This is a genomic window from Microbacterium ureisolvens, from assembly GCF_019511645.1.
GTDB lineage: Bacteria > Actinomycetota > Actinomycetes > Actinomycetales > Microbacteriaceae > Microbacterium > Microbacterium ureisolvens_A.
Genome location: NZ_JAEUAX010000003.1, coordinates 135,441 through 149,091 on the forward strand (window position 1 = coordinate 135,441; position 13,651 = coordinate 149,091).

Sequence of the window (13,651 nt, forward strand, 5' to 3'; positions counted from 1 at the left end):
GCGTGTGTCATCAGACGCTTCGCCGGGCTTCATGAGGAAAGGTGCGCACGTGCGTCAGGTCATCATCATCGGTTCAGGTCCCGCGGGTTATACGGCGGCCATCTACGCCGCACGCGCCAACCTCAGCCCGCTGGTCGTGGCGAGCTCGGTCGAGGCCGGCGGTGAGCTGATGAACACCACCGAGGTCGAGAACTTCCCCGGGTTCCCCGAGGCGATCATGGGGCCCGACCTCATGGCGAAGATGCAGGAGCAGGCCGAGCGGTTCGGCGCCGAGGTGCTGTACGACGACGTCGTGTCGCTCGACATCGACGGACCGGTCAAGAAGGTCACCCTCGGCAGCGGCGCTTCGCACGAGGCCGACGCGCTGGTGTTCGCCACCGGCTCGGCGCCCCGCAAGATCGGCATCGAGGGCGAGTCGCGGCTGTCCGGCCGCGGCGTGTCGTACTGCGCCACCTGCGACGGGTTCTTCTTCCGCGAGCGCGTGATCGCGGTCGTGGGCGGCGGCGACTCCGCGATGGAGGAGGCCACGTTCCTCACCAAGTTCGCGTCGAAGGTCTACATCATCCACCGTCGCGACGAGCTGCGTGCCTCGAAGATCATGCAGGAGCGCGCGTTCAAGAACGAGAAGATCGAGTTCGTCTGGAACAGCGAGGTCGTCGACATCCTGGGGGACGACGCGGTCACGGGCGTCGTGCTCGAAGACACGGTCGACGGATCGCGCCGCGAGCTGGCGCTCGACGGCGTGTTCGTCGCCATCGGCAACGACCCTCGCACACACCTCGTGCACGACAAGCTGGATCTCACCCCCGAGGGAACCGTCTGGGTCGACGGCCGCTCGTCGCGCACGTCGGTGCCCGGGGTGTTCGCCGCCGGTGACGTCATCGACCCCACTTACCGTCAAGCGGTCACCGCCGCCGGCAGCGGAACCGTCGCGGCCCTCGACGTCGAGCACTTCCTCGCCGCCCTCGGCGAGGCCGGCGCCCCGGCCCCGGACGCCGCCGAGATCGACGGGCTGCCCGGCGCTGAGCCGGTCGCCAAGGTCGACGCCGCCTAGCGCGGGGACCGGCGCCGCGCAAGCCGGGAACACTTCTCGCGCGTGTCGCGTTGAATGAGCGTGGAAGACTTCCCACAGAAGGAGATACACAGATGACCGCCAAGGCGACGACTTCCGCCACGTTCGAGCAGGACGTGCTCCAGGCCGAGGGTCCGGTGCTCGTGGACTTCTGGGCGGAGTGGTGCGGCCCGTGTCGCATGGTCTCGCCCGTCCTCGACCAGATCCAGTCGGAGCACCCCGACAAGATCACGATCCTCAAGCTCAACGTGGACGAGAACCCCGACCTCGCGATGAAGTACCAGATCACCTCGATCCCCGCGATGAAGGTCTTCAACAAGGGCGCCGTCGAGACGACGATCATCGGCGCGAAGCCGAAGTTCGCTCTCGAGCAGGACCTCGCGGCCTACATCGGCTGAGTTCCCGACGTTCTGACGAAAACCCCGCCGAATCCATTCGGCGGGGTTTTCGGCGTTTACCTGGGTTTTTCGCAGGAGGGTGGAGGCGGCATCCCAGATTCCCCCGGAGTTCTCGGCGAGCCGTGTCGATCTGCGCGAGCCTTGTTCGACGCACAAGATGAAGGGGCCGAACGGGGCCCCAACCGGGCCATCACCGCCCCGACGAAAGGGAATCCATGCGTTACATGCTCATCATGCAGGTCGGCGCCGAAGCTGCCGCGGCGTTCGACCCCGAGGCCTTCGACATGGCCGAGGCGTACGCCGCCATGGGTCGCTACAACGAGGAACTGCAGAAGGCCGGCGTCTTCCTGAGCGCCGAGGGTCTGTCGGATGCCTCCGAGGGCTTCCGCGTCGACTTCGACTCGGTTCCGCCCGCCGTCACCGACGGGCCGTTCGCCGAGGCGCGCGAGGTGTTCACCGGCTACTGGATCCTCGAGGTCGCGTCGCGTGAGGAAGCCGAGCACTGGGCACGCAAATGCCCGCTCGGACCAGGCACGGCGCTCGAGGTGCGCCGCGTCAACGAACTCAGCGACTTCGATCAGAGCGACGAGTGGGTCGCCAAGGAGAAGGAGTGGCGCGCCGCGAATTCATGACGCGACCTCTCCAGCGCAGTTCGTCAGCTCGCTTCGGCACGCACCGTCGGGTCCCACCGGCGGTGCGTGTTGGCGTCGCCGAGCAGCGACCACACGGCCCGGGTGAGCGGCGGATAGTCGAGGGCGATCTGCCTCAGAACGCGGTAGTGGCGACTGGCGTTCGGCCGCGACCCGCCGTCGGCCGCGATGTTCTCGGCTCGGAGCAGGTAGACGACGAGTTCATCGACGGACGGCAGATCGTCCATGAACTCCCACGGGTCCTCACCGGCACGAAGACGTTCGTGCACCAGCACCGAGAGCTCGTCGGCGGCTTCGGCTCGGAGCAGCTCGAGGCTCGCACGTCGCCGCGGGGTCTGCTCGTCGTTCGCCATCAATCCAGGGTACGTGGCGATCCCGACACCGTGGGCCGCCCGTTTACGCTGACAGCATGACCCCCGACGACGATGCGCACGCGCGCCGCGCGGTCGAGGCCGTGTGGCGCGACGAGTCCGCCCGCATCGTCTCGGCGCTGGCGCGGCACACCGGCGACTTCGCGGGGGCCGAGGATCTCGCCCAGGAGGCGCTCGTCGAGGCCCTCGCCGCATGGCCGGGCAGCGGCATCCCTGACAATCCCGGCGCATGGCTCATGTCGGTGGCGAAGCGGCGCGCGATCGACGGGTGGCGGCGACGCGAGCGGATGACGCAGCGCGAGCCGCTCTTCGTGGCGGAGGCCCTCGCGATCGAGGCGATCGACTCGGTGCCCGACGACGCCGACCCCGACCGCATCGACGACGACGTGCTGCGTCTCGTCTTCGTCGCCTGTCACCCCGTGCTCGCCCCCCAGGCGCGTCTCGCCCTGACCCTGCGCACCGTAGCGGGCCTCACCACAGAACAGATCGCGCGGGCCCTGCTCATGACCGTGCCGACTGTGCAGCAGCGGATCGTCCGAGCCAAGCGGACCCTCGCCGCCGAAGGCGTGCCCTTCGAGGTGCCCGACCGCGCCGAGCGGCCGACGCGGCTCGCGAGCGTGCTGCAGGTGATCTACCTGCTCTTCACCGAGGGATACTCGGCCGCCGAGGGGGAGGGGCTCATTCGGCCCGACATCGCACGCGAGGCGGTACGACTGGGTCGGCAGCTGGTCGCGCTCATGCCGCGCGAGCCCGAGATCTGGTCGCTCATCGCGCTCATGGAATTCCAGTCGTCACGCTTCGCCGCCCGCCTCGACGCCGAGGGCCTGCCACTCACTCTCGAGGAACAGACCGCCGCCGATGGGACCGATCGGCGATCACCCGCGGCAACGAGGCGATGAAGCGAGCGGATACTGCGACCCGGGGCCTCGGCTACTACGGCCTGCAGGCTGCGATCGCGCAGTGCCATGCGGTCGCCCCCGCGTTCGCCGAGACCGACTGGGAGCAGATACTGAGGCTCTACGACGCACTGGAGTCGCTCGCACCGTCGGCCGTCGTGCGCCTCAACCGCGCCGTGGCGCTGTCCATGGCACGTGGCCCCGAGCCCGCTCTCGCCGTCGTGGACGCGCTCGCTCCCGAGCTGCCGGGCTTCCGGCCCCTGCCCGCCGTGCGCGCGGAGCTTCTGCAGCGCGTCGGACGAACGGATGCTGCGGCCGCCGAGTTCCTCGCGGCCGCAGAGCTGCCCGGCAACGCCGCAGAGGCTGAAGCCCTGCGCCGGCGCGCCGGGGCACTGCTGTCGCTATGAGGCGTCGAGAGCCCCGTACTCCGTCTCACCGAGCTCCGCGAGGATCCGGTTGAGGTCCTGAATCGTGGCGAAGTCGATGCTGATCTGGCCTTTTCGGGCGGTCAGCGAGATCTTGACGCGGGTGTTGAGCCGGTCGCCCAGGCGTGCGGCCACATCGTCCAGGTGTGCCCGGCGGGAGCCTGCCTGCGGTTTCGCCGAACGAGTGGGGGAGGCGTCCGGAAGCTTCGCCGCAGCCTCCGCGGCACGGACCGACAGATCTTCGTTGACGATCTTGTCGGCGAACCGCTGCATCGCCGTGGCGTCTTCGAGTGAGAGGATCGCCCGGGCGTGCCCGGCGGTGAGCACTCCGGCGGCGACACGCTGCTGCACCGGCACCGGAAGCTTGAGGAGGCGGATCGTATTGCTGATCTGAGGACGCGAGCGGCCGATGCGCGTGGCGAGCTCTTCTTGCGTGATGCCGAAGTCCTCGAGGAGCTGCTGGTATGCCGAGGCCTCTTCGAGGGGGTTCAGCTCCGAGCGGTGCAGGTTCTCGAGCAGGGCATCGCGGAGGAGGTGCTCGTCAGCGGTGTCGCGCACGATCGCGGGGATCGAGGTGAGGCCGGCCTCGCGGGCGGCGCGGGTGCGCCGCTCACCCATGATGAGCTCGTAGTCGCCCTTCTCGTTGAGCCGCACGACCACAGGCTGCAGGACGCCGAACTCGCGCACGCTGTGCACGAGCTCTGCGAAGTGCTCGGGGTCGAAGTTGGTGCGCGGCTGACGCGGGTTGGGCACGATGTCGTGCGGATCGATGTGCGCCAGTCGGGCGCCGGGCACCTCGACGAGGTCTTCCTGCCCGTCGGGCTCGGCGACGTCGACGGGCGGCTCCGCTTCGGCCACGGCGACCGCCCGGGGGAAGAAGACGTCTGCGGGACGCTCGTCGGCCTGCTCGCTGGTCGGGATCAGTGCGCCGATTCCGCGGCCGAGTCCTGTGCGCTTCGCTGCCATCACGCGCCCCTTTCATTCGAGGCGCTGTCGCGCCGGATCATCTCGACAGCCGCTTCGCGATACGCGATGGCGCCGGCCGACTGTCCATCGTAGGCGAGAACGGACTGCCCGAAACTCGGCGCCTCCGAGACGCGCACCGACCGCGGGATGATCGTGTCGAGCACTTCAGTGGGGAAGTGGGCACGCACCTCGTCAGCAACCTGCTGCGCGAGCCTCGTGCGACCGTCGTACATCGTCAGCATGATGGTCGACAACTGGAGTCGCGGGTTCAGGTGCTTCTGAATCATCCGGACCGTCCCGAGCAGCTGGCTCAGACCCTCGAGTGCGTAGTACTCGCACTGGATGGGAATGAGAAGCTCGCTCGCTGCGGTGAAGGCGTTGATGGTCAGCAGACCGAGCGAGGGCGGGCAGTCGATGAGGATGAAGTCGAGTTCCCCGGCGTTCGCGGCGAGGTAGTCATCGACGGCGACGCGCAGGCGATGCTCACGGGCGACCTGCGACACGAGCTCGATCTCGGCTCCGGCGAGGTGGATGGTGCTCGGCGCGCAGAGGAGGTTGGGTGACTCCGGGCTCACCTGGATGATGTCGGCGAGCGGGAACTCGTCGATGAGGACGTCATACACGCTCGGAGTATCGGCGGTGTGCGGCACGCCCAGTGCCGTCGAGGCGTTGCCCTGCGGATCCAGGTCGATCACGAGCACCTTGGCACCCCGCTCGGCCAGGGCCGCGGCCAGGTTGACGGTCGTGGTCGTCTTGCCGACGCCGCCCTTCTGGTTCGAGACGGTGAACACTCGGGTGCGCCCGGTGAGTTGGACTTCGGCCTCTTCCAGCGCCCTGCGGCGTGCGGAGAGGTCGGCGAGCTCCCGCGCGATGGGGGAGTCGTCTTCATCCTGCGCGAGTGTGGCGCCGTCGTGCTGCGCGATGGGCGATTCCTCTTCCTGCGTGACGGTGGAGTCCTCAAGCGGTGCGGGGGTGGAGCCAGCGTACTCGTCCGGTGCGACACCGCTGTCGGGGTCGGCCCGCTCATCATCGAGGGGAGCTTCGGCAGTGGCGTCTTCGTCGGGGATTGCGTCCTCCAGGGAGGACTCCTGGTCGGCGATCGCGCCTCCACTGGCCGCGGCGACATCTTCTTCGCGGTCGGGATCGGTCTCGTCGGCCTGGATCTCGTCGGGTGCGACCTCGGTCACCGAGGACTCCGGGGTCCAGTCCCTCGCAGGTTCTTCAGACGAGAAGGATGCTGGAGCCTGGACCTCTTCGGGTTGTTTCACGTGAAACTCTCCCCCGTGCCCGAGCCGCTCAACATCGTCTTCCACCCTATCCCGCCTTGCCCCCACTCCCAGCCGCCGGAGCCACTTGTTCATGCGTTCCTTACCGTTCCGGGCGGATGATCCGCCACCTCTAGTCAACCTCGGACGGCGCGTTGGGTCCCGCCAACCCGCCGCTCGAGCACACTGAGAAATCCCTCATCTCACGAGAAGCGTCCGATCCGGTTCGCGCTCTTTCGCCGCGCGTCAACGGACCCGACAGATCGCGAGCGGGCCACGCGTCCGCACCTCGAGGCGCGAAACACATGCTGTGGCCCACGATGCGTGCATGACCGACCGTGCGGGCTTATCGGCTGGCGCAGGCCGGCCCCGCCAGCCCGACACGGAGCGACCTGCCCGCGGAGGGCCGCGCATGAATCGGGTGCGGCGTTTCACGTGAAACGGCGACCTGCGAGTGCACCTGGCGCAGCCCGCACACGCGCACCTGCGGCGCGCAGCTCAGCACGGCAGGTCGCCCCGTGAGCATTCCGGTCAAATCCCGTGGCGTGGAGTCGTCACTTCCGTTCTCGCCCGATAGTCGGGTGACGGTCAGGCGGGTGAGCTAGAGGTCGGGGCGTGCGGGCTCGGTGTGTTCGTGCCTGCAGCATCCGGCGGGACACATCCGAGTGAGCGAGGTCGGGCACGGCGAGCGCTTCGGCAGTCAGGGTGGGCAGACTGGCTATGGGTCATCCCTGGACGGGACTCATCGAACTTCCCGCCGCGTTCACGGGCGCTCGACTCATCCCTTCACCGCACAGCGCGTTGAGAGGCGATCGCATGAGGGTGGAGCTCCAGTTCAGGGGTGCGCTTGTCGTCGAACGTGGATGTCGTGCTCGCCGCCTGTTGGCATTGCATGCGCATGGCACGTGTCGCGAAAGGCCACGCGATCGGGGCATCAGCTTGTCATCGACCGCCTTGTCGAGGACAGCCGGGGGAAGGACGGGCCTCATCGAGTTCGCGTCCATGTCCGCCCACCGCATGGAGGCATACGTCTCCGTCGCACCTGCCCCTTTGGCCGTGCGTCCTTCGAGCGCGCTCGTTGCCGCACCCGAGCTGCGCCGCCTACAGGAGACGGGAAGATCAGGTGGTTCGGGCGACGCGGTGGAGCCCGAGATGCAGCCACGGCACAAGATCCGTGAATGCGTGCGATTGGCTTTGCCGGCCACGACTCGGAGCCGCCACGCGTCGACCACCACGTCACGAACGATGGCGGACAACGCTCGGGTGGTGGCGCATCCGATAATGCGGGAGAGTGCGCCGGACGAGGTAAAGAGGCCCGGTGTCACCGCTGCGGCGCGTCCCCATCGCCGTATCCTGACGACTGCGCCATCGTTTCGATTCCACGTCATTCATCAGCCGCGCATGAGATGGGCGGCGGGCGGCACGCCAGACGATGTTTCACGTGAAACGACAGGTCGCGGGCGCCCTTCTTCACCCGGACCGGTGCGGCATGAACGGCGCCATACCAACTGCTGATCGCCGCGCGCGCCAGCCCTGCCTCGGCTCCACCGAGCACCATGGGCGACGGCCGACTTCTCGGCGCACGGCCGGCGACTGCACCGCCCCTCGCCGTCTCTCGGTATGCGCTGACTCACTGTTGCCGGGGGCGCATCCACCGGTGCCCGAGGCCACTCGAGCCTGCTCCGTGCGCAGCCGAGAGATGAAGGAACTCACGCACATCACTGAGCTCTTGAACCCCGCGTGCCCGGTTCCCTCGGCGGGTTTCAGGCGCTTAGCGCACTGGGCGGTGGGTGGATCGCATCGAGTCGACGACTCCGCCGCAGGGGCGCTGGCCCGATCGCCTCGGCCACCCTCCCAAGCCAGCCGCGCGGTCTGGCTCTCCCTTCGTCGACGTCCCGTGCTGATTTTCAGGTCGCTGCCACGGTCAGCCATCAATTCACTACCGTGCCGACGCCGCTGACCTTGTCGATCACGGGCGGTTGCGTGGACGCAGGAGCGATGTTTCACGTGAAACGAATGCTTCCAGCGGAGGGCTGTCTCACCCGCACGGACCGCGGCGGGGGCTGCATGCCGGGATCCAGGCGAGTAGGCCAGCGCGTGGCGTCGCCGCAGCACCTCGCTGTAGCCGAGCCCGCCTTCACGGTGCGAAGAGCGGGCACCGCCGAAAGTCCCAGCGGGCAAAACCGACCCGACTGCGAAAGCAGCGGGGACGAGTCAGGCTGCGCGGCCGGCGATGCGTGTCGAGTGCCAAGCTCTGCGCGTCGCTTGAATGGCAGCGCAACCAGCAGCAGCCCAATGATGGCGTCAACGCCGCTCAATCGCTCCGCACGCAGCGCCATCGACGATCAGCTCGCATCGTCGGCATTGTCAGTTGAGTTGGAGTGACCCCGCCCGAGGCACAACATCGGCACCGAGCATCGCGTGGCTGCCGGCACCGCAGACGGGCGCCACACCAGCCGCGGCAACACCGCGTGGCTCATCGCCGTGACCTGTGGTGCGGGATCATCGGAGGGCCGATCATGCTGATATGTGGTGATTGCATTTTTCGGGCGCAGGGGAGCGCCTTTAGGAACACGGTCTCATCCCAGCCGATGGCGGTTGATTTCCGCACCCGGCTCAAGTCCCATAGGCACCGCGACGTCTCAGACGAGCTCGTCGACACCCGGGCTCGCGGCGCCGGTCGTGCCGCTCTGAACGACAGCGCGCGCCACGGGTAAGCGGGGTGTTTCACGTGAAACAATCTGTCCGCCGGGCGCCTCGACTCGATCCCTCCCGAGGGGTTCGGGCTCTGCGTCAGTCGCCACACACAGCGTCAACGGCGACGATTTGTGGGCGCGACGCGGCCGGCCAACTGCGCCGCGCCTCACCCCACCGCCGACCAGCACATCACCTTGACGCGAGAGCTTGACCCGGCGCGTCGCGCTCCCACGCCGACAACACCGACGACGCGTCGCGGCCACCCGGGTCATGCGCCAACCTGCGCCCTGAGGAGCGCGCCCGCTGATCGTGGGATCGATCGGCCGTTCTCCCACGCGAGCGTCCCAACCCACGGCTGAAGCGTTCGGTGGCTCCCACCCTGGTTCGGCATCGGCCGCGCAGACCTCCTGGACGTGCGCCGATTCGGCGTCTGGATCGCGCAGCCGGCATGCCCGACCGACACTCGCCAACGGGCTGAATGGAACCGGCGGCGGCTCAGCATCCGTTGAAGGCGTCTCGTTCGTCGTCCCACTCGTCCCGCCTGGCCATTCATCCGAACGCCGCTGCAAGAATCCTGTCCCGTGGTCAGGTCCTGTGGCGTGGTGCCACTTCTGTTGTTGCCGATGGTGGGCGATAGTCAGACGGTGAGGTAAAGCTCGAGCCGTGCGGGCTCGGTGTGTTGGTGCAGGGTGCGGATGAGCTGCTTTGCTTCATGCCGGAGACAACTGGCAATCCCACAATGGCCTCCCACGTCAACGACCATGAAGAACCACGGGAAAATGCCACCACGCTGAGCTACTCACCCTGTCGCGTGGGGGAGACCGCCAGGTGTCATGCGCAACCCCGCACAGCGCGCATCGCTCCGTGATCGCTCGATCGAGTGGCCGGTGATTCGGGGCATGCGGCCCGTTCCACGGCCTGCATGCCCAACCACGCACGCCGCGGGGCGGAATGATCCGGCGGCTCGCGCATCCCTTCAACGCGGCTCGCCCGTTCGCCTCTTCGTAGGCGGCCATTCGTAGGAACCCAGCGAGGGGGAGGACCCGGTCGCGCTCGGGGACGACCGCCGGCAAGCTCCGCGCACTGCCCGCGCTGACGCGGGCGGTGTGATCGTCGGTCGCAGGCCCCGCACGACGGGCTCGTCCGGCATTCGACCGCACCACCCGTCGCCGACGCGGAGACGCGGACTCAGACGCGATCCATGTTTCACGTGAAACACCGAAACCTGGGTGGCTCATCTCGGTAGTGCGATCGTGATCTCTCGGCCGCGAGAGAGGACGGCGAGCATAGCTGCGGCATTGATTCGACGACCAGCCGGTGCGCGAAAGGACCGCACGAAGAGGGGGGTGCCCGACGCCCATCCGGTCGATCCACCCGTTGGAGTCGCCTACTCCGGCGAAGCGAGTGCTGTTTCCGAGGCGGATGGGTGGAAGGGGTACGCAGTCGGCGGCCGCGCGCCAACGTGCGCCGTGCACTTCGAGGTGCATCGTCGCCCAGGCCTGGCGAGTCGGTGGGTCTTCGTGGGCAACCCGGCCCATGAGTGTCCGACCGGGCGATCAGGCGATTCGACGGCCCGGGCTCGTGTCATTCGACGATGCCCCTGTGATGTGCGTGATGGTCGTCGCATGCGATGCGCACGGGCGATGGTCGAGTCGACTGCGGACGACCAATTCACCGCGCCCGCAGCGTCCGCGGCCGACAGCAGTCGGTCCAACGCCGTGTCCCACGTCCCATCACCGGCGAGGCAGCAATCTCTCGATCAACGACCACTGCGCAGGCATCAGTGCCGACAGTGCTCGGACGCGACCGACAACCGACCGCGTTGGTTTCAGCGGACAGTGGCCCGGATCACACGCGACGGTTCGGGGAGCAGCGCCTCGCCGACGATCTCGACGCGGGGGTTGGTGATCTTGAACTTGCGAAGCTGCTTCTCGGCAGCCTCGATCTCGCTGTTGGCGCTCGTACCCTTGAGGAGGATGAGCTCACCACCGTCACGGACCAGGGGAGCGGTGATCGGTACCAGCGTGCGAAGGGCGCTGACGGCTCGTGCGGTCACCGCGTCCAGAACGGGTCCGCGCTTCCAGTCCTCGGCCCGTGCACGCAGCACCTCCACATTGTCGAGTTGCAGGGACTCCACCTGTTCCGACAGCCACGCGACGCGGCGTTCCATCGGCTCGATCAGCACCCACTCGACATCAGGACGCGCGATGGCGAGCACGAGCCCGGGAAGGCCGGCACCCGAGCCGACGTCTCCCACTCGGCCTGAAAACAGGGGAGCGATGACCGCGCTGTTCAGAATGTGACGCGACCACAGACGCGGCGGCTCGAGAGGACCGATCAGTCCGCGCTCTTCACCGTGGTGGCCGAGCGCGGCGGCGAACTGCCGCGCGGCCTCGATGCGGTCGCCGAAGATCTCGGCGGCGGCCGCGGGTTCCTGCTCGATCTCGATCATCGACACGTCGACAAGCTCAGCACGAGTGTTTCACGTGAAACGCGCGGCTCAGCCGCGACGGATCACCGTGTGACGGTCGGCGCCCTCGCCGTACGACTCCGACACGAAACCGCGCTCGGCCACGATGTCGTGGACCACCTTGCGCTCGTAGCTCGACATCGCCGGCAACGACGCCTGCGAGGCACCGTCATCCAGACGCGCGATCGCCCGGTCGACGAGAGCGGTCAACTCGTTCTGCCGAGCATCGCGCGAACCCCCGATGTCGAGAATCAGCCGCGAGAAGCGACCCGTGCGATTCTGCACCGCAATGCGGGTGAGCTCCTGCAGCGCCTGAACGGTGTCGGGCGCCGCGATCAGTGCGACCGACCCGCCCGAGGGGGCCTCGACCGAAACGTAGGCGCGGCCGGCGCGCACGTCGAGATCGAGGTCGCCGTCGATGTCGGCGATGTCCAGCAGACCCTCGATGAAGTCGGCGGCGACGTCGCCTTCCTCCTCGAGCTGAGCGACGGTCGCGGGGACCCGCTCTTCGCGCGCGTCGGCAGGGGCGTACTCAGGGGACGTGGTCATTGGGTGATCCTCGTGGGGTGACGTCGGTCGAATGCGTTCAGGAGGCGGAGCCGGTGCCGGGCGTGCCGGAGTCGGTCCCACCGGGGACCTGCCCGCCCTGCTTCTGGCCGGACCCGGGCTGCTTCTGCCCCTGCTTCTTCGCGCGCTGCTTGCTCACGGGCTGCTGACGCTTCGGGGCTGCGGCCTTGGCGCGCTCGGCCTCTTCGTACAGGCGCTGCTGCTCGGCGAGGTACTTCTCCATCGGGACGACCTTGCCCGACGAGTCGATCGCCTTGCCCTTCTTCGCGAGGCGCTCCTCACGAGCCTTGGCGGCGTCCGAGCCCGGGGTCGGCATCTCGCGGATGACGAGGAACTGCTGGCCCATCGTCCACAGGTTCGACACGAACCAGTAGATGACGACGCCGAGGGGGAAGAAGATACCCGAGAAGATGAAGCCCAGCGGCAGGATATACAGCATGATGCGCTGCATCTGGTAGGCCTGGCCGGTCTTCGCCTCGGGGGAGAGGTTCTTCGAGATGATCTGCAGCTGCGTGAAGAACTGCGAAGCGATCATGAGCACGACGAGCACGACGAGGATGATGATCGCGGGGGTGTTGCCCGTGTTGACGGCGTCGATCAGCGTCTCGTGCAGCGACGCGACACCGAAGAGCTTGGCGTTGTAGAACTCCTGTGTGAGCTCCGCGTTCAGCAGACCCACACCGCCGATGCCGGCCGTCGCGTGCTTGGTCACGTCGTTCAGCACGCTGAACAGCGCGAAGAACACGGGCATCTGCACCAGAAGCGGCAGACAGCTCGAGACTGGCGTCGTGCCGTGCTTCTTGTACAGCGCCATGGTCTCGCGGCTCATGGCCTCGCGCGAGAGCTGGTCCTTCTTGCCCTTGTACTTCTCCTGAACTTTTCGCAGTTCAGGAGCGATTTCCATCATCTTGCGCTGGCTCTTGATCTGCCGAACGAACAGCGGGATCATCGCCGAACGCACGACGATCACAAGACCGATGATCGCGAGGACCCACGTGATGCCGTCGGCAGGCGGAAGCCCGATGGCCGTGAAGAGCCAGTGCCAGAAGACGAGAACCGCCTCGACGGCCCACTTGAGCGGCCACAGGATGATCCCGAAGAGGTCGAATCCTCCGTTCGTCGCTGCGGGCGACGGCGACGGCGTCGAGGCGAGGGCTGACAAGAGATCCATGCGGAGGATCAGTCCTTTCCGGTGGGGGCAGGCACGACGAACCCGTGGCGGGTCAGCGCGTGCCGGAAGTTCTTGCGGGGTGGCACGTCGTCGACGCCGCCGACCGCCCAAGGGTGGCAGCGCGCGATGCGCGCCGCGGTCAGCGCTGATCCCACGACGGCGCCGTGCTGCTGCACCGCGCCGACGGCGTACGCCGAGCACGACGGGTAGTACTTGCAGACGTCGCCGTACGTGTGCGAGATCGTGGCCCGGTAGCCGTGCAGCAGAGCGAGCACCGCGTTGCGGGGGAGCAGCGGGATGCTGCGCAGGGAATCGGATGCCGAGAACTCGGCGTCTCCGAACGCGTAGGCGGGAAGAACGCTCATGCGGCCCTCCGTGCGAGGCATTTCACGACGTCGCTGCGCAGATCATCGAAGGACGCGGATGCCGCACTCGGCAGAGCGCGGATCACGACGTCGCTGCCCGGCGCGACCGCCTCGATCGACTCGAAGCACAGCGCCTTCAGCCGCCGACGCACGGTGTTGCGTACGACGGCGCCGCCGACCTGCTTGCTCACGATGAAGCCGAACCGCGCCGGACCATCGGTCACGACGCGGTTCACGTAGGTGATGGTGTGCGCTCCGGCACACCGACGACCCCGACGGACGACGGCCTTGTACTCCGCTCCGCGGGTGAGTCGGTTGGGCCTCGCGAGCACCGCTCG

The 13,651-nt window shown here is 67.8% G+C and carries 11 protein-coding genes and 1 pseudogene; 4 read left to right on the plus strand and 8 right to left on the minus strand.

The features are described from left to right. Positions 1–49: 49 nt before the first annotated feature. The 3 genes from trxB to JNB61_RS07195 all read left to right on the plus strand — a co-directional run bounded on the left by trxB (position 50) and on the right by JNB61_RS07195 (position 2,102). The gene (gene trxB, locus JNB61_RS07185) at positions 50–1,054 is read left to right on the plus strand and encodes a thioredoxin-disulfide reductase (protein WP_220288916.1); all 1,005 of its coding nucleotides are present in this window, start codon (positions 50–52) and stop codon (positions 1,052–1,054) included. Positions 1,055–1,146: 92 nt separating this feature from the next. Further along, on the plus strand, positions 1,147–1,470 hold the full coding sequence (trxA, locus tag JNB61_RS07190; protein ID WP_045301944.1) for a thioredoxin: 324 nt from the start codon (positions 1,147–1,149) through the stop codon (positions 1,468–1,470). A 215-nt stretch (positions 1,471–1,685) separates the two neighbouring features. Continuing rightward, positions 1,686–2,102, plus strand: coding sequence for a YciI family protein (locus tag JNB61_RS07195; RefSeq protein WP_159840746.1), 417 nt, complete (start codon positions 1,686–1,688; stop codon positions 2,100–2,102). Between the two features lie 23 nt (positions 2,103–2,125). On the opposite strand, the gene JNB61_RS07200 is transcribed toward JNB61_RS07195, so the two are convergent. Continuing rightward, on the minus strand, positions 2,126–2,473 hold the full coding sequence (locus JNB61_RS07200) for a tryptophan synthase subunit alpha (RefSeq protein ID WP_159840744.1): 348 nt from the start codon (positions 2,471–2,473) through the stop codon (positions 2,126–2,128). 56 nt (positions 2,474–2,529) lie between these two features. Between JNB61_RS07200 and JNB61_RS07205 the strand changes: the two are divergent. Continuing rightward, a pseudogene (locus tag JNB61_RS07205) lies at positions 2,530–3,794 on the plus strand (RNA polymerase sigma factor). On the opposite strand, the gene JNB61_RS07210 reads toward JNB61_RS07205, so the two are convergent. From JNB61_RS07210 to rnpA, 7 genes are all read right to left on the minus strand, one after another. After that, a complete protein-coding gene (locus tag JNB61_RS07210; RefSeq protein ID WP_220339196.1) occupies positions 3,789–4,778 on the minus strand; it encodes a ParB/RepB/Spo0J family partition protein in 990 nt (329 codons plus the stop codon). The pseudogene JNB61_RS07205 and the gene JNB61_RS07210 sit on opposite strands and share 6 nt — an antisense overlap. Next, a complete protein-coding gene (locus JNB61_RS07215) occupies positions 4,778–5,701 on the minus strand; it encodes a ParA family protein (RefSeq protein WP_220339329.1) in 924 nt (307 codons plus the stop codon). Before JNB61_RS07215 ends, JNB61_RS07210 begins: the two co-directional genes overlap by 1 nt. Before the next feature lie 4,867 nt (positions 5,702–10,568). Further along, entirely contained in the window at positions 10,569–11,192 is a 624-nt protein-coding gene (rsmG, locus tag JNB61_RS07220) for a 16S rRNA (guanine(527)-N(7))-methyltransferase RsmG (RefSeq protein WP_220289067.1), read from the minus strand. Between the two features lie 48 nt (positions 11,193–11,240). Further along, entirely contained in the window at positions 11,241–11,759 is a 519-nt protein-coding gene (locus tag JNB61_RS07225; RefSeq protein WP_220288920.1) for a Jag family protein, read from the minus strand. Positions 11,760–11,796: 37 nt separating this feature from the next. After that, on the minus strand, positions 11,797–12,948 hold the full coding sequence (gene yidC, locus JNB61_RS07230; protein ID WP_220339197.1) for a membrane protein insertase YidC: 1,152 nt from the start codon (positions 12,946–12,948) through the stop codon (positions 11,797–11,799). A gap of 8 nt (positions 12,949–12,956) precedes the next feature. Continuing rightward, positions 12,957–13,313: a membrane protein insertion efficiency factor YidD gene (gene yidD, locus JNB61_RS07235; RefSeq protein ID WP_201448697.1), complete on the minus strand. Its 357-nt coding sequence runs from the start codon at positions 13,311–13,313 to the stop codon at positions 12,957–12,959. Further along, a complete protein-coding gene (gene rnpA / locus JNB61_RS07240) occupies positions 13,310–13,645 on the minus strand; it encodes a ribonuclease P protein component (protein WP_159840731.1) in 336 nt (111 codons plus the stop codon). Before rnpA ends, yidD begins: the two co-directional genes overlap by 4 nt. Positions 13,646–13,651: the final 6 nt, after the last annotated feature.